21 protein-coding genes are annotated in these 19,443 nt (G+C 63.1%); 5 read left to right on the plus strand and 16 right to left on the minus strand.

Translation table 11 applies throughout. The features are described from left to right. Positions 1-99: 99 nt before the first annotated feature. From ACFQL3_RS05875 to ACFQL3_RS05895, 5 genes are all read right to left on the minus strand, one after another. Complete coding sequence (locus ACFQL3_RS05875) at positions 100-1,701, minus strand: potassium channel family protein (protein WP_377052290.1); 1,602 nt, start codon at positions 1,699-1,701, stop codon at positions 100-102. A gap of 348 nt (positions 1,702-2,049) precedes the next feature. Then, on the minus strand, positions 2,050-2,454 hold the full coding sequence (locus tag ACFQL3_RS05880; RefSeq protein ID WP_377052292.1) for an SHOCT domain-containing protein: 405 nt from the start codon (positions 2,452-2,454) through the stop codon (positions 2,050-2,052). Positions 2,455-2,718: 264 nt separating this feature from the next. Continuing rightward, positions 2,719-4,377 (minus strand): tRNA uridine(34) 5-carboxymethylaminomethyl modification radical SAM/GNAT enzyme Elp3, encoded by a 1,659-nt coding sequence (locus tag ACFQL3_RS05885; RefSeq protein ID WP_377052294.1) that lies wholly within the window; start codon positions 4,375-4,377, stop codon positions 2,719-2,721. A gap of 49 nt (positions 4,378-4,426) precedes the next feature. Further along, on the minus strand, positions 4,427-6,655 hold the full coding sequence (locus tag ACFQL3_RS05890; RefSeq protein ID WP_377052296.1) for a DHH family phosphoesterase: 2,229 nt from the start codon (positions 6,653-6,655) through the stop codon (positions 4,427-4,429). Between the two features lie 79 nt (positions 6,656-6,734). Further along, positions 6,735-6,998: a hypothetical protein gene (locus ACFQL3_RS05895; RefSeq protein WP_377057026.1), complete on the minus strand. Its 264-nt coding sequence runs from the start codon at positions 6,996-6,998 to the stop codon at positions 6,735-6,737. Positions 6,999-7,172: 174 nt separating this feature from the next. Here ACFQL3_RS05895 and ACFQL3_RS05900 point away from each other — a divergent pair, with 174 nt between their 5' ends. From ACFQL3_RS05900 to ACFQL3_RS05915, 4 genes are read left to right on the plus strand one after another with little or no spacing between them, the layout of a single operon-like run. Continuing rightward, positions 7,173-7,901, plus strand: coding sequence for a metal-dependent hydrolase (locus ACFQL3_RS05900; protein WP_377052298.1), 729 nt, complete (start codon positions 7,173-7,175; stop codon positions 7,899-7,901). A gap of 52 nt (positions 7,902-7,953) precedes the next feature. Continuing rightward, positions 7,954-8,340, plus strand: a complete 387-nt coding sequence (locus tag ACFQL3_RS05905) for an OsmC family protein (protein ID WP_377052300.1) — start codon at positions 7,954-7,956, stop codon at positions 8,338-8,340. A 56-nt stretch (positions 8,341-8,396) separates the two neighbouring features. Next, positions 8,397-8,855, plus strand: coding sequence for a DUF5799 family protein (locus tag ACFQL3_RS05910; RefSeq protein ID WP_377052302.1), 459 nt, complete (start codon positions 8,397-8,399; stop codon positions 8,853-8,855). 6 nt (positions 8,856-8,861) lie between these two features. Then, positions 8,862-9,014: a hypothetical protein gene (locus tag ACFQL3_RS05915; RefSeq protein WP_377057143.1), complete on the plus strand. Its 153-nt coding sequence runs from the start codon at positions 8,862-8,864 to the stop codon at positions 9,012-9,014. Between the two features lie 15 nt (positions 9,015-9,029). Here the strand turns inward: ACFQL3_RS05915 and ACFQL3_RS05920 are convergent, their stop codons facing one another. From ACFQL3_RS05920 to ACFQL3_RS05930, 3 genes are all read right to left on the minus strand, one after another. Further along, positions 9,030-9,170, minus strand: coding sequence for a DUF7557 family protein (locus ACFQL3_RS05920; protein ID WP_377052304.1), 141 nt, complete (start codon positions 9,168-9,170; stop codon positions 9,030-9,032). 43 nt (positions 9,171-9,213) lie between these two features. Next, the gene (locus ACFQL3_RS05925) at positions 9,214-9,594 is read right to left on the minus strand and encodes an SHOCT domain-containing protein (protein WP_377052306.1); all 381 of its coding nucleotides are present in this window, start codon (positions 9,592-9,594) and stop codon (positions 9,214-9,216) included. A gap of 79 nt (positions 9,595-9,673) precedes the next feature. Beyond that, positions 9,674-10,651 carry an isocitrate/isopropylmalate family dehydrogenase gene (locus tag ACFQL3_RS05930; RefSeq protein ID WP_377052308.1) on the minus strand — a complete coding sequence of 326 codons (978 nt, stop codon included), beginning with the start codon at positions 10,649-10,651 and terminating at the stop codon, positions 9,674-9,676. A 264-nt stretch (positions 10,652-10,915) separates the two neighbouring features. Between ACFQL3_RS05930 and ACFQL3_RS05935 the strand changes: the two genes are divergently transcribed. Beyond that, the gene (locus tag ACFQL3_RS05935; protein WP_377057028.1) at positions 10,916-12,067 is read left to right on the plus strand and encodes an inorganic phosphate transporter; all 1,152 of its coding nucleotides are present in this window, start codon (positions 10,916-10,918) and stop codon (positions 12,065-12,067) included. Here the strand turns inward: ACFQL3_RS05935 and ACFQL3_RS05940 are convergent, their stop codons facing one another. From ACFQL3_RS05940 to ilvB, 8 genes are all read right to left on the minus strand, one after another. Next, positions 12,068-12,499, minus strand: coding sequence for a universal stress protein (locus ACFQL3_RS05940; protein ID WP_377052310.1), 432 nt, complete (start codon positions 12,497-12,499; stop codon positions 12,068-12,070). A 105-nt stretch (positions 12,500-12,604) separates the two neighbouring features. Further along, positions 12,605-13,210: a halocyanin domain-containing protein gene (locus tag ACFQL3_RS05945; RefSeq protein ID WP_377052312.1), complete on the minus strand. Its 606-nt coding sequence runs from the start codon at positions 13,208-13,210 to the stop codon at positions 12,605-12,607. A 380-nt stretch (positions 13,211-13,590) separates the two neighbouring features. Then, positions 13,591-14,226, minus strand: a complete 636-nt coding sequence (gene leuD, locus ACFQL3_RS05950; RefSeq protein WP_377052314.1) for a 3-isopropylmalate dehydratase small subunit — start codon at positions 14,224-14,226, stop codon at positions 13,591-13,593. Beyond that, complete coding sequence (leuC, locus tag ACFQL3_RS05955) at positions 14,223-15,644, minus strand: 3-isopropylmalate dehydratase large subunit (protein ID WP_377052316.1); 1,422 nt, start codon at positions 15,642-15,644, stop codon at positions 14,223-14,225. The genes leuD and leuC overlap by 4 nt, the downstream gene beginning before the upstream one ends. Beyond that, complete coding sequence (locus ACFQL3_RS05960) at positions 15,641-15,886, minus strand: hypothetical protein (protein WP_377052318.1); 246 nt, start codon at positions 15,884-15,886, stop codon at positions 15,641-15,643. The genes leuC and ACFQL3_RS05960 overlap by 4 nt, the downstream gene beginning before the upstream one ends. After that, the gene (gene ilvC, locus ACFQL3_RS05965; protein WP_377052320.1) at positions 15,879-16,910 is read right to left on the minus strand and encodes a ketol-acid reductoisomerase; all 1,032 of its coding nucleotides are present in this window, start codon (positions 16,908-16,910) and stop codon (positions 15,879-15,881) included. The genes ACFQL3_RS05960 and ilvC overlap by 8 nt, the downstream gene beginning before the upstream one ends. 14 nt (positions 16,911-16,924) lie before the next feature. Then, positions 16,925-17,584 carry an acetolactate synthase small subunit gene (ilvN, locus tag ACFQL3_RS05970; RefSeq protein ID WP_377052322.1) on the minus strand — a complete coding sequence of 220 codons (660 nt, stop codon included), beginning with the start codon at positions 17,582-17,584 and terminating at the stop codon, positions 16,925-16,927. Positions 17,585-17,586: 2 nt separating this feature from the next. Then, the gene (gene ilvB, locus ACFQL3_RS05975) at positions 17,587-19,347 is read right to left on the minus strand and encodes a biosynthetic-type acetolactate synthase large subunit (RefSeq protein ID WP_377052324.1); all 1,761 of its coding nucleotides are present in this window, start codon (positions 19,345-19,347) and stop codon (positions 17,587-17,589) included. Positions 19,348-19,443: the final 96 nt, after the last annotated feature.

Genomic DNA, 19,443 nt, shown 5'->3' on the forward strand with positions numbered 1-19,443 from the left:
CGTCCGGGCGCAAAAATGCGTGTCGCTACGGTGGCCCCTGTCGGCCGCTCCCGATACGGCCAGCGCCGGTACGACGCGTCATCGAACATCTGGCTCGCCTCATTCGCCCTCGATGGTGGCGATCGCCCCGTCGTCGCCGACCACGAGCAGGTCGTCGTCGTCCCGGAACTCGAACGACGGCGAGATGTCCGTGAGGAGTTCGTCGTCCCGCTCGACGGCGACGACGATGTAGTCCAGCGCAGGGATACTGGTGCCGGCCATCCGCTGTCCGGAGATCTCTGAGCCCGAGATCCGAACGACCTCAAGCTGTCGATCGTACGAGAGGATCTCTTCATGTAACACCTCACGGACGAGGATCCGGCCGCTGATCTCGGGAAGCGAGAGGACGTAGTCCGCCCCGGCGCGGCGGAGCTTCGAGGAGTTTTCCGCGTGGGTTGCCCGTGCGATCGTATCCATCTCCGCGTTCTGTTCGTTGGCAACGAGAACCGTGAGGATCGCCTGATCGTCGTCACCGATCGCGACGATGAACGCCGATGTGGTCTCGATGTTGGCTGCCCGGAGCGTCGATTCGTCGGTCGCGTCACCGACCACGTCGACCGCGTCGGCTGGCTGGAGATCGATCGTCGTACACTCGACTCCGGCCGATTCGAGCGCCGCTCTGACCGTCGATCCGACGATTCCGTTCCCCGCGATGATGGCCCCGCCCTCGATCCCACGTGGCTCCGTCTCTATGGTGTCGAGGTCGTCGTCGTACCCCGCGACGAGTGCTACCGTGCCCTCGTCGACGAGACAGTCGTCGGGCGGCGAATCGACGAACTCGCCGTCCTGCCACACCCCCACGACCGTCAGCGAAGGCTCCTCCATCGCCTCGATTTCTTCGACAGTACAGCCACAGACTCGACTTTCCTCGGTAACGCTCAGTTCGACCAGCGAGTACTCCTCTCCCAGCGAGATCGAGTCGCTTCGCCCTGGGATCAGTTCGGTCAGGACCCGCTCTGCGAGACGTCGCCCGAGCAGGTCTCGTGGAGTCAGCACCTCGTCGGCACCAGCGTAGGTCAGATGCTGCTCGAACTCGAGATCGGCAACCAGCGCGATAATCCGGACCGACTCGTCGAGTTCCCTCGCGGCGAGAATGACGCTCGCGGTCCGTTCGTCGATCGTATCGACGACGACTGCGGACGCGCGGTCGAGGCCTGCGCATCGGAGCGTATCCACGGAAGTCGGATCGCCGTGGACTACCGAGATGCCGTCCTCCTGCAGCGACAGCGCCTCGGATTCGGTCGTCGCGACGACGACGTACTCGACGTCCCGTGTCTCGAACTGCTCGACTAAGCGATCGCTTTGCTGTTCGAGGCCACAGACGACCACGTGGTCCGACGCCTCGGTCGCCGTCGGGGCGTCCGGTCCCAGCGCCTCTTCGAGCACCGGCCGGAAGACGTAGGGAACGACGATAAACAGGAGCAGGAAGGTCGAGAGATCGACAGCGGAGACGAAGACGTTCCCCATCGTCGTGTCCCACGGCGAGTCCGAACCGTAGCCCGTCCCGGTGAACGTCTCGATGATTACCTGCAGACTGTGTGCGAAGAGCGGCTCTCGCCCCTCGACGGCGACCATGACGGTGTGATACAGTATCGAAGTAACGAGTACGAGTACGAAGATCGCACCAACCGTCCTGAGCGCCCGTCGGAGCCAGAGTTCCATTCGAGATCACCTAGCGATTGCAGTAAGAACTTCCGCACCAAGACCTATCATGATACCGGCACCTGCCAGTGGACCGGACCGTCGAGACGACATATCGACGAGTCCGTCGCTGTACAGATCATGAGGCCCATCGAACGTCGTCGCCGACCGACGAGCCCGATACCGCGATGGTCCGGTCAGTGGAGCGTCGACCGCCGGAGTGATCCACTGTAGCGGCTTTCGATGTCGGACTCATCGCGCTCGCTGCGGGGGCGACCACAGGCTTGGGTGCACTCCCGGAACCCCTTGCGGCGGCGGTCGGGGTCGGCGTGATGCTGGTCGTCGACGTGGCGCTCGCAGTGTGACCGCTTACTGCTCGAACTCGATGTCTCGCTCCTGTCTGCGCTGTCTGTCTTCGACGTCTTCGAGCGTCTCCGTCTCCAGCAGTCGGTCGAGTTTTCGCTCGAACTGCTCGTCGGTGAGTTCGCCGCGGGCGTACCGGTCTCGCAGGGTCTCCAGCGCGTCCTGTACCTCCTCGCTATCACTCTCGGTCGACTCGACCGGATCGTAGTCGTCGAGCCACTCGTCGATATCGTCGTCGTCGCCGTAGAGGAGGGCAACGATCGGAACCACCACGATGTAGCCGAACAGCATCACCCCCAGCCACCAGTTCCCTGGCCCGACGAACAGCAACGCAAGCCAGAGACCCGTGACCAGCATCGACGTCACCTCGACGGCGTTTTGCCGGAGCCGTTCTTCCGGTCCGTCCTTCATGCGTTAGGCTATGCGGGGCTGGATAAAAACCGTCATGATAGCTGGCGGAGCTGTCAACAGTGCTTCCGGAGGGCTGGCGGAGTCGCGACTCAGCGGCGCTTGCTCACGTACGGCCCGTCACTACGACCTTTTTCATCGTCGGGTGGCTACGCTCCGCTCGCCACCCTTCCTCGAAAAATCTCGGCCAAAAACTGCTCGCTCGGAAGACTCGCGTTGCTCGTCTTCCACGGATCTCGTTCGCTACACTCACGAGATTTTCGCTCGCTACAGTCGCTTGCTCACGTACGGCCCGTCCTGGTAGTAGTCGAGTTTTTCGCGGTAGTACTCGCGGGCACCGATGCCGCTGATGATGCTGACTTTCCCGTAGCCCGCGTCGGCGGCGAGCCCTTCAGCCTCCTCGATCAGACGGCGACCGTAGCCCTTGTGCTGGTGCTGGTCCCCTGCGGCGTCCTGTCCGATTGCGGCCTCGCTACCGTAGACGTGTAGCTCCCGGACCAGCGCGGCGTCCTCTAGTTCGCGTCTAACAGGGTTGTTCGGGAACCGAAGCCGACAGAAGCCGATCAGCAGGTCCTTCTCGAAGTCCTCGAAACTGATGAAGTGTTCCGTCCCGCCCCCCGCCTCGTAGGTCATCACGTCGAGTTCGACGTTCTCTGGCGTTTCGTCGTTCATCCCGGCCTCGCGACAGCGGATACACTCGCACTCCCAGCCGTGTTCTTCCATGCGTTTCCAGGCTAGCTGGCGGAGGTTCGACTTCCAGACGCCGGCGTCGATGAAGTCCGCAGGAATATCTCGCTGGACGCGCTGAAGCCGCGTGTAGCGGGGGATCATCGACTTGATCTCGGCGACGATTTCGGCAGCCTCCTCGTTCGTCAGGGGGTCGTACTCGCCCTCGTGCCACATATCGTAGGTCTGGGTGCCCCGGACGATCAGCGTCGGATAGATCTTCAGGTAGTCCGGCTTCCATTCCTCGTCCTCGAAGAGGCGGCGGAAGTCCTCGATGCACATCTCGTGGGACATCCCGGGCTGGCCGGGCATCATGTGGAAGCCGACTTTGAACGCGGCGTCCCGAAGCCGTCGGTTGGCGTCGATAGAGGCCTGCGCGCCGTGGCCGCGATGCATCTCGCGGTTGATCCGCTCGAAGGTGGTCTGGACGCCGACTTCGACCTTCGTCCCCCCGAGGTCGAGCATCCGGTCGATCTGTTCGGGATCACACCAGTCGGGTTTCGTCTCGAACGTCGTTCCGATGTTTCTGATCTCGTTCGTCTCGTTTTCCGCGATGACGTCTTCGAGATACTCGAACTCCGTCTCCTCCGGATCGGGCGCGAAGCTTTCCTCCTCGGCAGGCGAGGGCTCGCTTTCCAGGTCGTAGTCGTTCATCGCCTGTAGCGCGCGTTTGACGAACCACTCCTGATAGTCGTGGCTCCGGGCGGTCATCGTCCCACCCATCACGATCAACTCGGCCTTGTCGACGGGGTGACCGATCTCTCGAAGCTGATGCAGTCGGAGCGTCACTTGCCCGTAGGGGTCGTAATCGTTCTGCTCGCCGCGAGCGGCGGCCGGTTCGTGCCCCGTGTAGCTCTGTGAACTCGTGAACTCCGATCCCGGGCCGCCGGGGCAGTACAGACACTGCCCGTGCGGGCAGTTGTGGGGGCTGGTCATGATCGCAATCGGCGAGACGCCCGAGGCCGTCCTGACCGGTTTCCGCTGGAGGACGGCTTCTAGCTCTTCGCGTCGCTCCTGGGGTGCGTAGTCCAGCAACTCGGTGTGTTTGGGCACCTTCGGCGAGGAGAACTCCGAACAGACGTCGAGCTTTGCGCTCTCCAGGTCATCTCGCTCTACGTCCCCGGCGAGGATCCGATCGACCAGCTCCGAACAGGCGTTCTCGAACGCCTCGCTTTCCGTGGCGTCCGACTCGGTACTCATTACTGGATCAGAGCGACTTGCAGCGAATAAGAGTATCGACTGTGGGTCTCTACAGCTCGCTCGCGATCGAGGCGATGGCCGCTTCGAGCACCTCGTCGCGGGCGCCCGCGAGGAACTCGATGTGACCGTCGCGGCCGCCAACAGCGGTGACGGCGGCGTTGTCGGCTCGCTCGGCGGCCTGCGCTGCGATCTCGCGGACGTCGAGATCCTCGGAGCTTCGGACGTGGATCTCGTCGTCGTCGACACCCAGCGTGACCAGCGGCGTTCCGAGTTCTTCGCTCTCTCGGCGGTGGAGCGCGTCGACGAGCAGCGTCGTCGTCGGGAAGTCGTACTGGTGGGTGTAGGCGTCGGTGTCGAGGACGGCGAAATGGACGCCGTCGGCCTCTCGAGTCGTCAGGTTCCGCTCTGCGGTCTCGATTTCGGTCTCGAGTTTCGTCCGGAACTGTTCGCTAATGTGGCTCGCCAGCCCCTCGGCCTGCTCGAACAGCAGGTCGATGATCAGTTCGCGTTTGTCGCGGTAGGTCTGGTAGTAGGCTTCGAGCGCGATTGCCTCGCGGAGTTCCTGCACGGAGTCGGCGTCGTAGCCGGCCTCGGCGGCGAGATTGACGTACGCCTCGGGAGCGGCCTCCCAGTAGCCGATTGCCGGGACGTGCTCTAAGTCCTCGCGAACGTCCGGGTTGACGGCGGCGGCGACGTTCGCCGCGAGCGCGGGCGTCGTGACGCCCTCGGTGGAGACGAACGTGTCGACGGCATCGGTGACGTCCTCGTCAGGCGCGTGCGTGTCGACGACGACTCGCTCGACGTCGTAGACGTCCAGCAGTTCGTAGCCATCAGTCGACTCTTTCGTGCTGCCGACGTCGGCGAGCACGACGAGGGGTAGCTGTTCGCCGTGTCGGTCACGGGCTTCCAGCATGTTCGTCACGTCGTTGGTCGCCGCCTCCATGTCGTAGATATGGCCTTCGAGCGGTCGTCGGTTGAAGTAGTTGTAGACCGCGTCCTGCCGGTCGTGCTCGTCACGGATCAGCGGTAGGGCGGCGCGTTCGATGGCCGCGCCGGCCGCGTAGCCGTCTGCGGTCGCGCTGTGTCGGACCACGATCGGTCGGCCGACCATGATCGCTCGGCGGATCGCCGTACTGGCCGCCTCGATGCCACCTTCGACCTCGGCGACGGCGTCGTTATCAGCTAGCAAGTCGATCTCGTCGGGCCGAGCGGCTTCCGAGAGCGCGGCGCGGAGCCGTTCCTCGACGACGGCGCGCTCGCCGCCGGACAGCCGCATGACGGCCTCGGTCTCGACCTGCAGTTCGTCGCGGCGCAGTTCGGCCTCGCCATCGAGTCGGACGAAGTCCTCGGCCTCGATGTCGGGGTAGGCACGAACGCCCGCCTCCTCGAAGGCAGCACACTCGACAGTCCCTGTCTCGTCGCGAAGCTCGAATATAGTCGGTCCGCTCGTCTGTCGGACGCTTGCGACTTCGCCCTCGATCCGGACGCGGTCGCCGACACGCTCGCCGAGCGTTCCGATCTCGGAGCGTTCGATCGGTTCGTCCTCGACTGCTTCGCCCTCCTCATCGACCGTTTCTTTGACTGTTTCTTCGACCGTTTCTTCGACAGTCTCTTCGACAGTTTCCTCGACCGTTTCTTCAACTGTTTCTTCGACAGTCTCTTCGACTGTTTCCTCGACCGTTTCTTCAACAGTTTCTTCGACAGATTCTTCGACCGTTTCTTCGACGACAGCCGTCTCGGACTCGTCGGCGGTGGTCGGTTCGGGCTGACTGCCACCGCCGTCCGTAGTCCTGCTCTCCTCGGGCGTGTCGGTCGATTCGGCAGTGTCGGTCTGCTCGGGCGTCGCTAGGGTATCGTCGCCGGCCGCTGCCGACGACTTATAATCGTTTCCCGACTCGTCCTCGTACATCTTGTCGCCGCTCGGCGCGTCGATGAGTCGACCCCGGAAATCGCGGTCCTCCTGTCGGATCGACCAGCCCAGGTCGACGTCGCCGTTATCGCGAATAGATTTTACTTTGACGTACATCTCATCGCCAGCGTCCCAGTCGAGACTGTCGAGGCGCTGGTCGAGTTCGCTGCGGTGGAGAAGGCCGGTGACGCTGTCACCGATGTTGACGAAGACGCCGAACTCGGCGAAGCCGTCGACGGTGCCTTTGTAGTAGCGGTTCGGTGTTAGCTGATCCGGGGAGCTACCGCGGAACTCGAATGCTACGTCCTCCTCGTGCGTACTGCAGACTAGCCCGTCCACGGGCTTGCCACAGATGATACAGTTGCTCATTTAATCGGTTTGAATAGCCCCGTCCTAAAACTGTTGTCGAAACTCTCTCGCTGTGGTCGACAGTGTACGGTCGAATCTGCTACTCGAAGAGGGGGCTGTTGGCCTCGAGTTGCTCGATATCGTCGGCGATCGATCGAATGTCCTCGGGAAAGAGTGCGACCTGTATCTCGCTACCGTCTTCGTCCTCGAAGACGAGTTTGACGCGCTCGTCGCCGAACTCCCTGGCTTCGGCACTTTCGACGTCGTACAGTTTTGCGGTGGCGCTCTTGTTCGACGCCCCGACGTTCTTGATCGCACCGTCTTTGAGTTCAAGCATGAAGTCGTCCAGTTGTAGCGTGAGCATGGGTGTCGTTGGGTCGGCAGACAGAAAACGGACTCCCTGTGAGACGCATCTCCGCGGGGGTCCCGTCTCCCAGGCGAGCACGTCCCACTCGGGACCGAACAGGGGCACGACGACGTGTGGCCCCATGCTGTCAGGTATCACTAAGTGAGTGAGAGGAGTAGCTTTTGATGTACCATGGAACTCACCTGGCACGGTCATTCGACCTGGCGTGTAACGGTTGGAGACACCGATCTGTTGATGGATCCGTTCTTTGACAACCCCCACACGGACCACGATCCCTCGGAGATCGAGACGCCGGATTACGTGCTCCTCACGCACGGCCACGCGGACCACATCGCCCACATCGGCCAGTATGCCAACGTCACGGCGGTCGGGACGCCGGAGGTGACAGGCTACGTCGCCGACCAGTACGGTGTCAAGGACACCATCGGGATGAACATCGGCGGGACGGTCGAACTCGGCGACGCCTACATCACGATGCATCGCGCCGATCACACGAACGGACTGGACACGGCCTACGAGAACGCGGGTGGGACGCCGGTAGGCTACGTGATCAGCGACACCAAGCCGACTCAGATCTCCGACGAGGAGAGCACGACGTTCTACCACGCCGGCGACACGGGCCTGATGACCGAGATGCGCGAGGTGATCGCGCCGTATCTCGAACCGGACGCGGCGGCCGTCCCGGCGGGCGATCACTTCACGATGGGGCCGATGCAGGCGGCGATTGCGGTCGATTGGCTAGATGTCGATCACGCGTTCCCGATGCATTACGACACCTTCCCGCCGATCGAGATCGACGTCGAGCAGTTCGAGCGCGAAGTGAAGGCGACCGGGAGTGAAGCCGAGGTCCACATCCTCGACGGCGACGAAACCTTCGAACTCCCGCCCGGTCCACTCTGAATTTTCCGGTGGAACAACCCTTACATCGACGGGGGTTGAAGAGGGAGGTGCTATGGCCAAAGAAGTACACAGCACCTCCACAGAGGGTTTTTCGACACACAACAAGATCCGAGAGTTCGAGACGACCGTCGATGCGACCGGCGAGGACGCCCCCGACACGCTCGAATCCCTGCTTGCCGCCTACAGCGCGTGTTTCGTCCCGGCGCTTCGCGTCGGCTCCGAACAGCGCGGTGGCGGCGACCTCGGCGAGATCGAGATTGCGGTTACCGGCGAACTGAATGACGACGACAAACTGGATTCCATCTCGTTCGACGTCACCACCGAGACCGACCTCGACGACGAGACGGCCGACCAGATCACGGAACGCGCGTTCGAGCTGTGCAAAGTCCACGACGCGCTCAAGGACAGTCTCCACGCCGACGTGACGCTCCACAGCTAAGCCACCAGTTCCGCTTTTTCCGCAGATGTAATAGGACCGTCAGTCGTAGTACCGGTATGAGCAACAGCGACTGGACCGACAGAATCGTCGGCGCACGCATGAAAGTCGATCAGGAGTTCTCCGAGCGAGTGCAGGCCTCGGAGTTCTCTAGCCAGGAGTGGGGGATGATCATGACCGCGGTCGAACTCGAAATCGAGAACCCCGAAGACCCGGAAAACGCCCGCGTCGTAGCGAACACTGACAACGTTCCGCAGGTGATGCCAGCACTGGACGACGTCCGCAGTCAGATGGGGGCGATGGGCGGCGCACCGAGTGGCTCCTCGGAGAGCGGTGGCGGTATCGTCAGCGCGCTCAAAGGGCTGTTCGGAATGGACGGCGGTGGCGGCGGGGATCAGGAACGGCTTGACGCGGCGGAGGCTCTCGCCGACGAGTACGCCGAACGGCTACAGTCCCACCTCGAATCCAAGCATCAGTGGGAGACCGCCTGTAGTGCGGCAGCGCGCGGAGCCGAATAGCGCACGGTGGCTCTCCCCAGCGATAGCTCCTTTGTCTACATGTTGTTGCTGTTCGGTCTCGGCGCGTTCGGTGCGGGCCGGACCCTGGGGCTGGACGGTCGCCTCGAACAGACCGAGTTCGTACAGAACAACTCATGGCTACGCTACCTGATGGGGTAGCTACCACCTCCTTGATTACCCGCTTTTGAACAGGGTCAACTCCTCGACCTCGTAGATGTTGATCAGTTCGTTGATCAACTCGTCGTAGGACTCGTCCTCGATTTTGAGATCGTCGAGACGCTCCAGTGTCTCTTCTTCGAGTTCGACTTCAGGCATATGTGTCTCTTCGAGTCGGACGCGCTTAATCGGCGGGGGGCTCTCACTCCATCTCGTACTCTCTGGACCGTGACTCGTCGTCCAGCGACTCTACATCGACCGGATCGAGATACCGTTCGAGGCGACGCTCGTACTCCGCTTCGTCGATTTCGCCCTCCACGTAGCGCTCTTTGAGCCGTTCCTCCGGCGATATCGACGAGCGTCGGCCCTTGTTCGCTTCTTCACCACCGCTCCCGTACATCGTCACCGCGGCGTACGCGATGAGCGCAAACACGACGACTGGAACGACCACCGCGAGGACGGTCCAGACGATACTGAGCGCCACCGAGATGACTGCCGTGACGACGACGAACACGACGAACAGCGCGAGCAACGCGAGTACCGTCCGCCCGAGCAGGCCGAGGGTGCGTGTATCGCTGGGCATGTCTCCTCGTACGTCCTCGTCGAGTGTAAAAATGAAGCCGCAGTTTCCCCGTCGGAAGCCGCGAACCGAACCGGCTGATTCAGAGACGGTCGACGATGGCTCCGGTGACGTCCTGGGTCGACGCCGACCCGCCGAGATCCGGCGTTCGGGGCCCCTCCTCGAGCACGGCCTCTGTAGCCGCTCGGACGCGGTCTGCCTCGTCGCCGTGACCGAGATGGTCGAGTAGCATCGCTGCCGAGAGGATCATCGCCGTCGGGTTGGCGATGCCCTCGCCCGCGATGTCAGGGGCGGAGCCGTGAACCGGTTCGAAGAGGGCGTTTTCCGCGCCGACGTTCGCGCTCGGGAGCAGGCCGAGGCCGCCGACCAGTCCCGCCGCCAGGTCGGAGAGCATGTCGCCCGCCAGGTTCGGGCAGATGATAACGCCGTAGTCCTCGGGATGGGTGATCAGATGCATCGCCAGCGCGTCCATCAGCGCGGTGTCGTACTCCGCGCCACGTTCTTCGGCGACGGCTTCGGCGGCGTCGAGGAAGAGTCCGTCCGTCTTGCGCATGACGTTCGCCTTGTGGGCGATTGTCACATCGTACTCGTTCTCTTCGGCGTAATCGAAGCCGAACTCCGCGATGTCGCGGGAGGCCTCTTCGGTGATGACGCGGGTGAGCGTCGTCACGCCGTCGGCGATCTCGCTCTCGATGCCCGTGTAGACGCCCTCGGTGTTCTCGCGGACGAAGACGAGGTCGGTCTCCGGTTGGACGGCGTCGAGACCGGGGTAGGAGACGGCCGGTCGAATGTTCGCAAAGGAGTCGACGACGTCCCGTAGCGGGAGGATCACGTCGGCGGCCGTCTCGCCGGCCGCGCCGAACAGCGTCGCGTCAGCACTGGCAGCCAGTTCGCGGGTCTCTACCGGGAGCGCCTCGCCGGTCCTGGCTTTCGTCGCGTCGCCCGCCTCGCCGTCCACAAACTCGAACGAGACGTCGAGCGCTTCGAGGACCTCGACTGCGGCCGGCGTCACTTCCTGTCCGATTCCGTCGCCCGGGATCACCGCGATCCGATGTGTCATTACCACCTCAGATGCTGTGGGGGTTGGAAAGGGATTCGGTTTGTCACCATTCGGGGTTTCTGATCGAAGTCCCAGAGGATTCTCCGGTACCCCCTCAACTATTAACGGCTCCGGCGATAGATCTCCATGATATGAACGCTGTTAGCGCCTTTCTTTGCGGACGGCAGCCAACCGAACTGACTCTGCGCTGTCTGCAGGGGTGGCGCTGACGTGTCGATCGCTTTCTGGGCTCTCGTCGGTCTGGGGACACTGACCTGTCTGTTCATGGCGTGGGCACTGGGCGCGAACAGCAACTCTCCACCCTTCGCCCCGGCTATCGGCGCGAACGCCATTTCGACGATGCGTGCAGCGTTTCTGATCGGTATCCTCGCGGCGTTAGGGGCGCTGACACAGGGCGGTGCGATCTCCGAGACGGTCGGTGCGAACCTGATCCTGAACGCTCCGATCACTGCTCTCGCGGCGATTTCAGGGCTCATGACGGCGGCGTCGTTCATGATCTTCGGCGTCTACTCGGGCTACCCGGTGCCCGCCGCCTTCGCCACCACTGGCGCGATGGTCGGCGTCGGCCTCTCGCTGGGCGGCGATCCGGCGACCGCGACCTACCGGGAGCTAATCATCTTCTGGCTACTGGTGCCGCCGACCTCCGGCGGCATGGCGTATCTCACCGCGAAACTGCTCCGTCGGGACGACATCCCGGATGCGATCGGGGTGCCACTGCTCGCCGGGATAGTCGGCGGGATCCTTGCAAATATCCGGCTCGGTGTGATCCCGTCGCCGCCCGACGTCGAACAGAGTTCCGTCGCAGAATTTTTCTCACGGACCGCCGGCGAACCGTCGGTACTGGGTACCGACATCGTCGTGATCCTGGCGACGATCGGGTTCGCAGTCGCCGGGTTCGCGTACATTCGTCGACGAACGCTCGATTCCGCAGAACAGGGGATCAGAACGTTCCTGCTGTTGCTCGGCGGCGTCGTCGCCTTCTCCAGCGGCGGAAGTCAGGTCGGACTGGCGACCGGGCCGCTGGAAAACCTGTTCGGGACCGAACTCGGGCTTCCGAGTATCGTCCTGCTCTCGGTCGGTGCCACCGGGATCATCGCCGGCGCGTGGATGGGCGCACCTCGCCTGCTCCAGGCGACCTCACGCGAGTACGCCCAACTCGGCGCACGTCGCTCGATTGCCGCACTCGTCCCCGGTTTCGTCATCGCACAGATCGCTATCGCGCTCGGCGTTCCCATCTCATTTAATAACATCATCATCTCCGGCGTGATCGGCGGCGGCCTCGCCGCTGGCTCTGCTGGGGTCTCTCGCAGAAAGATCGGTGTCACGGTCGCGTTCTGGCTGATTACGCTTTCGACGTCGATCGTCATCGGCTTCGGGCTGTATCGGCTCCTCTCGACGGTGTTAGGAATGAGCTGATCACTTCACGACCGTCACCGGAACCGGCGATTCCCCGACGACTGCGGTCGCAACCGTCCCGAGCAGTCGTCGTGCGACCCGGTTCGTCTCGTCGCTGTGACCGCCCATGACGATGTGATCGATATCCTGCTCTTCTACCATCTGAAGGATCGCATCGGCTGGATCTCCCGTCTCGATGATGACCTCGACTGGGCGGTCCGCCTCGGCGGCCCGTTCTCCGGCCAGTGTGATCACGCTCTCGGCATACTCGCGAGCGGCGTCGAGGCGCTGGTCGTCAGCGCCGAGCAGGCCGCCCTCGCTCATCGGTGCATCGAACGGCAGAACGACGTTTACGACCGTGATCGGGCAGTCGAACGTCTCGAGCGCGTATTCGAGCGCCTCGTCGGCGAGCGGTGAGCCATCGAGCGGAACGAGAACGTGTGAAGGTGCCACAGAATCACTTCGTCAGGGGGGGTTTAGTATCTCACGGCGTTGCTCTCCTCGCGGCCAGCAAAAAATCGCCCGTCCGTCAGTATCGCGGCCGGTCACTCGGTCGACTTACTGGTCTGGCGCGACGACGTCGACTGCGCCGAGCATTCCCAGATCGACGTGGGGTTCACAGTAGTATCGCTGGATCCCGTCGTCGAAGGACTGCTCGAAGGTTTCGCCCTCTTCGAGGACGACGCTCCCGCTTTTGAACTCAGCGGCGGAAGCCGCATCGGAGACGACGTTGTGTGCACCACCCTGCCAGAGCCACTGGATCGTGGTTCCCGAATCGACACGAACTGCCGGCGGTTCGAACACGCTCTCGGCCGTCAGCGCAATCGTTACCTGATCCTGACCCGTCGCGTCAACCATTCCCCCGTCGTAGTTCGGAGCATCCTGGAGGTAATCGTCGATCTCCGTCGGGACCTCAGCGACCATCGGAACGTCATCCTCGCCGTTCTCCACTTCTTCGTCGTCGCCGTTCTCCTCGCCGTTTGCCGTTTCCTCGTCGCCGCTCTCCTCGCCGTTTGCAGTTTCCTCGTCGCCGTTCTCCATTCCCCCCTCGTCGGCGTTTCCATCCGCAGAGTCTTCGTCGCCACCGAGACAGCCTGCGATTGTGGTGAGGGCTACTGCGCCGCTTGCACCGAGAAACCGTCGACGGCTCTGTCTATCAGACATGCACAGTAGGATTGGTCTCTACAGGTATACGATGCGTGATAGAATACAACTGATATGTAGTGGTCGATGATAGGGTTTCTCCGGGGCAGTCGACAAATTACGCAGGAACGTTCGGATCGCGACGAACCAGGCCGACAGCCGTCGGATTCGACGTCACCATCGGGATGCTCCCGAAGCCACTTCCGGAGGTTCCTCACGGTCTCTTTGTCGGCGGTTGCGGCGGGGATGCCAAGCGACCTGCAGTTGTCCGTGGAGCTCTCCGCGAACGTCTCGACGACGTCGCGCTTAACATTTGCACAGATACAGTTTTTATATGCAGGCTGATATATAACGGAAGATAATTTTCTTCCCACTACCGACCGAATCGCCAAGAGAGCCGGTTACTCGGCTTCGGGGATCGCAGTATCCTGCACGTAGGGCAGACTCTCAGATTTCTCGCGGACAGAGTGCGCGTTGGATTTCATCAGCGCTGTGGTATCCCAGACGCCGTCGACCAGCGCCTTGCGCTGAGCGTCGTCGACGGTGACGCTGATCTCGTTGCTACCGTACGTAACGGTCTCGGCGTCGATGTCTACCTGGATCTCGCCGTCGGGATTGTCGTCGACCCACTGCTGTAGTGCGTTGATCGTCTCGTGGTCGGCAGTCACGGTCGGGACGCCCAGCGCGAGACAGTTGCCCGCGAAGATCTCGGCGAAACTCTCGCCGATAATGGCGTCGATACCCCAGCGCATCAGTGCCTGGGGGGCGTGCTCGCGGGAGGAGCCACAGCCGAAGTTCGCGTTGACGACCAGTACGTTCGCGTCCTGAAATTCCTCGTCGTTGAACGGGTGTTCTTTCTGGTTGTCTTCGTCGTCGAACCGCTGATCGAAGAAGGCGAACTCGCCCAGTCCGTCGAAGGTGACGACCTTCATGAAGCGGGCGGGGATCACCTGGTCGGTGTCGATGTCGTTTCCGCGGACGGGGATACCCGACCCGGTAACGTAGTTGACTTCCGGAATCTCGATTTCGTCGGTCATACTGTAGTCACCTCTTTCAGATCGCGCACGTCAGAGACCTCGCCGGTGATCGCCGCGGTGGCGACCATCCGTGGGTTCATCAGGACGGTGCGGCCGTCCTTGCTTCCCTGTCGACCGACAAAGTTACGATTCGACGAGGACGCGCAGGCTTCGTCGCCCTCTAGCTGGTCCTCGTTCATGCCCAGACACATCGAACAGCCGGCGTTTCGCCACTCGAACCCGGCCTCCTCGAAGACGTCCTTGAGACCTTCCTCTTCGGCCTGTTTCTGGACGCGCTGGCTGCCGGGAACGACCATCGCACGGACGTCCTCGTGAACCTCGCGGCCCTTCACGATGCCCGCGGCGCGGCGCAGGTCGGGCAGGCGGGCGTTGGTACACGAGCCAAGGAAGGCAACGTCGATATCGTAGCCTTCCATCGTCTCGCCCGGTTCGACACGCATGTGTTTCTGGGCGCGCTTCGCGGTGTTCTGTTTGTCATCGGCCAGCGTTTCCGGCGCTGGGATCGGATCGTTGATGCCGACGCCCTGACCGGGCGTCGTCCCCCACGTGACGACGGGGTCGAGTTCGTTCGCGTCGATGGTGACGACGTCGTCGTATTCTGCGTCCTTGTCGGATCGGATCGACTCCCAGTAGGGTTTCAGTTTCTCGAACTCCCCTGGGTTCTCTTGGAAGTAGTCGGTCTCCTCGAGCCACTCGAGGGTGGTCTCGTCGGGGTTGACATAGCCCGCCCGGGCACCGCCCTCGATTGACATGTTACAGATCGACATTCGGCCTTCCATTCCCAGGCTCTCGATCACGTCGCCGGCGTACTCGTAGACGTAGCCAACGCCGCCCTCGGTGCCGAGCCGGCGGATGATTTCGAGGATGATGTCTTTCGCTTCGACGCCCTCGCCGAGCTCACCGTTGACCTCGATCTTGCGAACCTTCTGTTTCTCCATCGCGATGGTCTGGGTCGCCAGCACGTCGCGGATCTGGCTCGTCCCGATGCCGAACGCGAGCGCACCGAACGCGCCGTGAGTTGAGGTGTGACTGTCCCCGCAGACGATCGTCTTTCCGGGCTGAGTGATCCCCTGCTCCGGTCCGATGACGTGGACGATTCCCTGATCGCCAGTCGTCGGGTCCGAGAACTCGATACCTGCGTTGCGGACGTTCTCTTCGAGTTCAGCCATCATCTCCTCGGCGGCGTCCTCCTTGTACGGGCGAGACTGGTCCGCCGTCGGAACGATGTGGTCGACCGTCGCGTGCGTTAGCTCCGGATAGGCCACTTCCAGTCCCCGCTCCTGCAACATTCCGAACGCCTGCGGACTGGTGACCTCGTGGATGAGGTGGAGTCCGACGAACAGCTGGTCCTGCCCGGTCGGAAGTTCGGTTATCTTGTGCTCTTCCCAGACCTTGTCGTATAGCGTTCCCTTGCTCATCTGTTGTCCTTATCTACTGCTACGTTCACGGATACGTCAGCCTGCCGCTTCTTCCCGCGCTTAAAGACCGGACTCGCGCCCTCGCCGTGGGGCGGGACGTGGTCGACGTCCGCCATTCGTTCCTCGGTCTGTTCGTCCTGTCCACCGTCGGTGACGACGGTCGGGCCGCGCTCGAACGAGCGGGCAGCACTCCTGTCACCGAACGGGTGGGTGTGATCGACGTTTCGCATCTGTTCAGTCATCTGCTGGGACTTCTTCTTTTGCTTCCTCCCACGCGAACAGTTCGCGCAGGCGGCCGCCGACGGCTTCGATTTCGTGGTTCTCCTCGGCGGCGCGGAGTTGTTTGTAGCTCGGTCGATTCGTCTGGTTCTCGGTGATCCATTCGCGGGCGAACTCGCCGTTCTGGACCTCTTCGAGCACCTGCTCCATCCCTTCGCGGGCGTACTCCTCGTCGACGACGTACTCGCCGCGGGTGAGTCCACCGTACTCGGCGGTGTCGGAGACGGAGTTCCACATCCCCATCAGCCCACCCTCGTAGATGAGGTCGACGATGAGTTTCATCTCGTTCATGCACTCGAAGTAGGCCATCTCGGGCGAGTAGCCGGCGTCGACGAGCGTCTCGTAGCCCTGTTTCATCAGGTCAGTGACGCCGCCACAGAGGACGGCCTGCTCGCCGAAGAGGTCGGTCTCGACCTCCTCCTGAAACGACGTCTCGATGACGCCTGCTCGCGTACAGCCGATAGCTTCCGCGTAGGCGAGCGACTGCTCTTTGGCGTTGCCGGTCGCGTCCTGATAGACCGCGATCAGTCCCGGAACGCCCTCGCGGCGCTCGTAGGTTCGGCGGACCAGGTGGCCCGGGGACTTCGGCGCGACCATCGTCACGTCGACGTCTTCCGGCGGTCGGATCTGGCCGTAGTGGATGTTGAACCCGTGTGCGAACTGGAGCGTGTCGCCCGCTTCCAGACCGTCCTCGATGGCTTCGTACACTGCAGGCTGAATCGTGTCGGGCACGAGCATCTGGACGATGTCGGCCTCGGCGGTGGCGACGTCCGGCGTTTCGACGCGCAGGCCTTCGCTTTCGGCTTCCGGCCACGAGGACGAGTCCTCGCGCAGGCCGACGATCACGTCGACGCCACTGTCGTCGAGGTTGAGCGCGTGGGCGTGCCCCTGGCTACCGTAACCGAGTACGGCGACCGTCTTGTCTTCGATATACGAACTGTTCGCGTCCTCGTCGTGGTATACTGTCGTGGTAAACTCGTCTGCCATATGTTTCTCAATCTTCAGTCGTCGGCCGGCACTTCTTTGCTTTCCGGTTCCGCGGTCGGTGGCACTTTGGCGGCCGTCTGCTCCGCACCCCGCGTGAGTGCCGCGGTTCCGGTGCGAACGATCTCCTCGATTCCGAACCGCTCGAACGCCTCGACCGCGGCGTCGATCTTCTGCTCACTGCCCGTAACCTCGATAGTGACAGTTTCCTGGCCCGCGTCCACGGCCTGTCCGCCGTACATATCGGCCATCGCGTTGACCTGGTCGGGATGGGTGCCGTCGACCTTGATCAGCGCGAGGTCCCGCCTCGTCGCGTCGCTCGGCAGTTCCGTCACGGAGACGACCGGGACGAGCTTCTGGAGCTGTTTTTTGGCCTGCTCGACGCCCGGCCCGGGCTCCTCGATGACGAGCGTGATCCGCGCGCGGTCGTCGTCGGTCGTCGCGCCGACGGTCAGGCTCTCGATGTTGAACTGTCGCCGGCTAAACAGCGAGGCGACCTTGGCGAGCACGCCCGGTTCGTGAGCGACCAGCGCGGAGAGCACCGCGCGTTCGGTATCCGGTTCGGCCTCGGCGTCGGGGTCGATCCGGATCCCCTGTGCGTTGCGCCGTCGCGACGTCTCCGGTCGCTCGTTCGGGTGCGGTCCATCCAGTGCCTTGGAATCTGTATCGTCGCTCATTGTTAGATCTCGTCCAGTTGGCTTTCCGACAGTGCGAACTTCCCGTTGTTACCGCCGCTGGGAACCATCGGGTAGACGTTCGCCTGTGGGTCGATGCGGAAGTCGATGACCGTCGGACCGTCGTACTCCATCGCGGCCTCGACGGCGTCGGGGACTTCGTCGTAGTTCTCGACGGCCTCGCCATGCGCGCCGAAGGCTTCGGCGAGTTTGTCGAACTCGGGACACCAACCGTACTCCGAGGCGGCGTGTCGCCCCTCGAAGAAGGCGTCCTGCCACTGGCGAACCATCCCGATATACTCGTTGTTCAGCACCGCAACGGTGATATCGAGGTCCTCGCGGACCGCGACGGACAGTTCCTGCATCGTCATCAGGAAGGAGCCGTCGCCCTCGAAGCAGATGACTTCCTGGTCGTCGTCGGCCGCGACGCGGGCGCCGATGGCTGCCGGCAGCCCGTAGCCCATCGTTCCCAGCCCGTTTGAACTGACGAACGTGCCCGGTTCGAGCCAGTCCCAGTACTGCCAGGCCCACATCTGATGCTGGCCGACGCCGGTGGTGACGATTGCACGGTCGCTGGTCGCTTCGTCGAGCGCCTCGACGACGAACTCCGGCTGGAGCGCCCGGTCTTCGGGGACCGGGTAGTCCATCGGATACTCGGCTTTCCACTCCTTGCACTGGTCGCGCCAGGTGTCGGCGTCGGGCGTTCGCCCGACTGCGTCGGTGAGTTGCTCGATGACGGTCCCCGCGTCGCCGATCAGCGGGTAGTCGGCGTGGACGTTCTTCGATATCTCGGCGGGGTCGATATCGACGTGGACGACCTCTGCTTCCGGCGCGAACGTCTCGATGCCGCCGGTCAGTCGGTCGTCGAAGCGCGTGCCGATGCCGATGAGCAGGCTGGAGTGATGCAGGGCCATGTTGGCGAAGCCGGTGCCGTGCATCCCGCCGCCGCCCATCGAGAGTTCGTGGTCTTCGGGGAACGCGCCGGTGCCCGGCATCGTCGTGACGACGGGAATCTCGTAGCGCGTCGCGAACTCGTACAGTTCCTCGGAAGCCTCGCTTCGGATGACGCCGCCGCCGGCGAGGATGACGGGCCGTGCGGCCTCCTCGACGGCGCTCGCCGCCTCGTCGACGCTCTCTGTCTCGGCGTGTTCCCTGTACTGGTAGGTATCCGGCACCGAGGCCTCGCCTGGTTCCTGGTCGGTCTCGCCGTTGGTGACGTCTTTGGGCAGATCGACCAGCGTCGGGCCGGGCCGCCCCTCACGCGAGAGCGCGAGTGCGGACCCGACGTCGTCGCCGACCCGGTCGGAGTCGTCCGCGAAGATGTTGTGTTTCGTGATCGGATCGGTCACGCCGGTCGTGTCCGTCTCCTGAAACGCGTCGTTGCCGACGAAGTTCGTCGGGACCTGACCGGTCAGCGCAACGAACGGGTCGGAGTCCATCGACGCGTCGGCGATTCCCGTGATGAGGTTCGTCGCGCCGGGGCCGGACGTCGCCAGACAGACCCCCGGGTCGTTTGCAACGACGCCGTAGGCGTCCGCAGCGTGGGCCGCGCCCTGTTCGTGGGCCATCGTGATATGCGTGAGCTGGTCGGAGTCGTACAGCGCGTCGTAGACGGGCATGATCGCCCCGCCCTGGACGCCGAAGAGGTGTTCGACGCCGTCGTTTTCGAGCGCGCGAACGACGGACTGAGCGCCGGTGGTAACCGGCTCCTGGTCGGTTTCCTCCTCGCTGTCCGTGATCTCTGCGGCGTGTGCTGGCTCACTCATGCGCCTGCACCCGCCGATGGCCGTTCTGGTGGCGTGGTTGTCTGGCTATACTGTCGTCGTGGGTGTCGAGGTCGATACATGGTTCGAGCGGTGGCT

Origin of the sequence: Natronoarchaeum sp. GCM10025321, assembly GCF_042663585.1 — an archaeon.
GTDB lineage: Archaea > Halobacteriota > Halobacteria > Halobacteriales > Natronoarchaeaceae > Natranaeroarchaeum.

Excerpts from the sequence above, each read along its gene's own strand:
- ACFQL3_RS05875 (WP_377052290.1), bottom strand. The coding sequence starts at position 1,701 with ATGGAACTCTGGCTCCGACGGGCGCTCAGGACGGTTGGTGCGATCTTC.
- ACFQL3_RS05880 (WP_377052292.1), bottom strand. The coding sequence starts at position 2,454 with ATGAAGGACGGACCGGAAGAACGGCTCCGGCAAAACGCCGTCGAGGTG.
- ACFQL3_RS05885 (WP_377052294.1), bottom strand. The coding sequence starts at position 4,377 with ATGAGTACCGAGTCGGACGCCACGGAAAGCGAGGCGTTCGAGAACGCC.
- ACFQL3_RS05890 (WP_377052296.1), bottom strand. The coding sequence starts at position 6,655 with ATGAGCAACTGTATCATCTGTGGCAAGCCCGTGGACGGGCTAGTCTGC.
- ACFQL3_RS05895 (WP_377057026.1), bottom strand. The coding sequence starts at position 6,998 with ATGCTCACGCTACAACTGGACGACTTCATGCTTGAACTCAAAGACGGT.
- ACFQL3_RS05900 (WP_377052298.1), top strand. The coding sequence starts at position 7,173 with ATGGAACTCACCTGGCACGGTCATTCGACCTGGCGTGTAACGGTTGGA.
- ACFQL3_RS05905 (WP_377052300.1), top strand. The coding sequence starts at position 7,954 with ATGGCCAAAGAAGTACACAGCACCTCCACAGAGGGTTTTTCGACACAC.
- ACFQL3_RS05910 (WP_377052302.1), top strand. The coding sequence starts at position 8,397 with ATGAGCAACAGCGACTGGACCGACAGAATCGTCGGCGCACGCATGAAA.
- ACFQL3_RS05920 (WP_377052304.1), bottom strand. The coding sequence starts at position 9,170 with ATGCCTGAAGTCGAACTCGAAGAAGAGACACTGGAGCGTCTCGACGAT.
- ACFQL3_RS05925 (WP_377052306.1), bottom strand. The coding sequence starts at position 9,594 with ATGCCCAGCGATACACGCACCCTCGGCCTGCTCGGGCGGACGGTACTC.
- ACFQL3_RS05930 (WP_377052308.1), bottom strand. The coding sequence starts at position 10,651 with ATGACACATCGGATCGCGGTGATCCCGGGCGACGGAATCGGACAGGAA.
- ACFQL3_RS05935 (WP_377057028.1), top strand. The coding sequence starts at position 10,916 with ATGGCGTGGGCACTGGGCGCGAACAGCAACTCTCCACCCTTCGCCCCG.
- ACFQL3_RS05945 (WP_377052312.1), bottom strand. The coding sequence starts at position 13,210 with ATGTCTGATAGACAGAGCCGTCGACGGTTTCTCGGTGCAAGCGGCGCA.
- leuD (WP_377052314.1), bottom strand. The coding sequence starts at position 14,226 with ATGACCGACGAAATCGAGATTCCGGAAGTCAACTACGTTACCGGGTCG.
- leuC (WP_377052316.1), bottom strand. The coding sequence starts at position 15,644 with ATGAGCAAGGGAACGCTATACGACAAGGTCTGGGAAGAGCACAAGATA.
- ACFQL3_RS05960 (WP_377052318.1), bottom strand. The coding sequence starts at position 15,886 with ATGACTGAACAGATGCGAAACGTCGATCACACCCACCCGTTCGGTGAC.
- ilvC (WP_377052320.1), bottom strand. The coding sequence starts at position 16,910 with ATGGCAGACGAGTTTACCACGACAGTATACCACGACGAGGACGCGAAC.
- ilvN (WP_377052322.1), bottom strand. The coding sequence starts at position 17,584 with ATGAGCGACGATACAGATTCCAAGGCACTGGATGGACCGCACCCGAAC.
- ilvB (WP_377052324.1), bottom strand. The coding sequence starts at position 19,347 with ATGAGTGAGCCAGCACACGCCGCAGAGATCACGGACAGCGAGGAGGAA.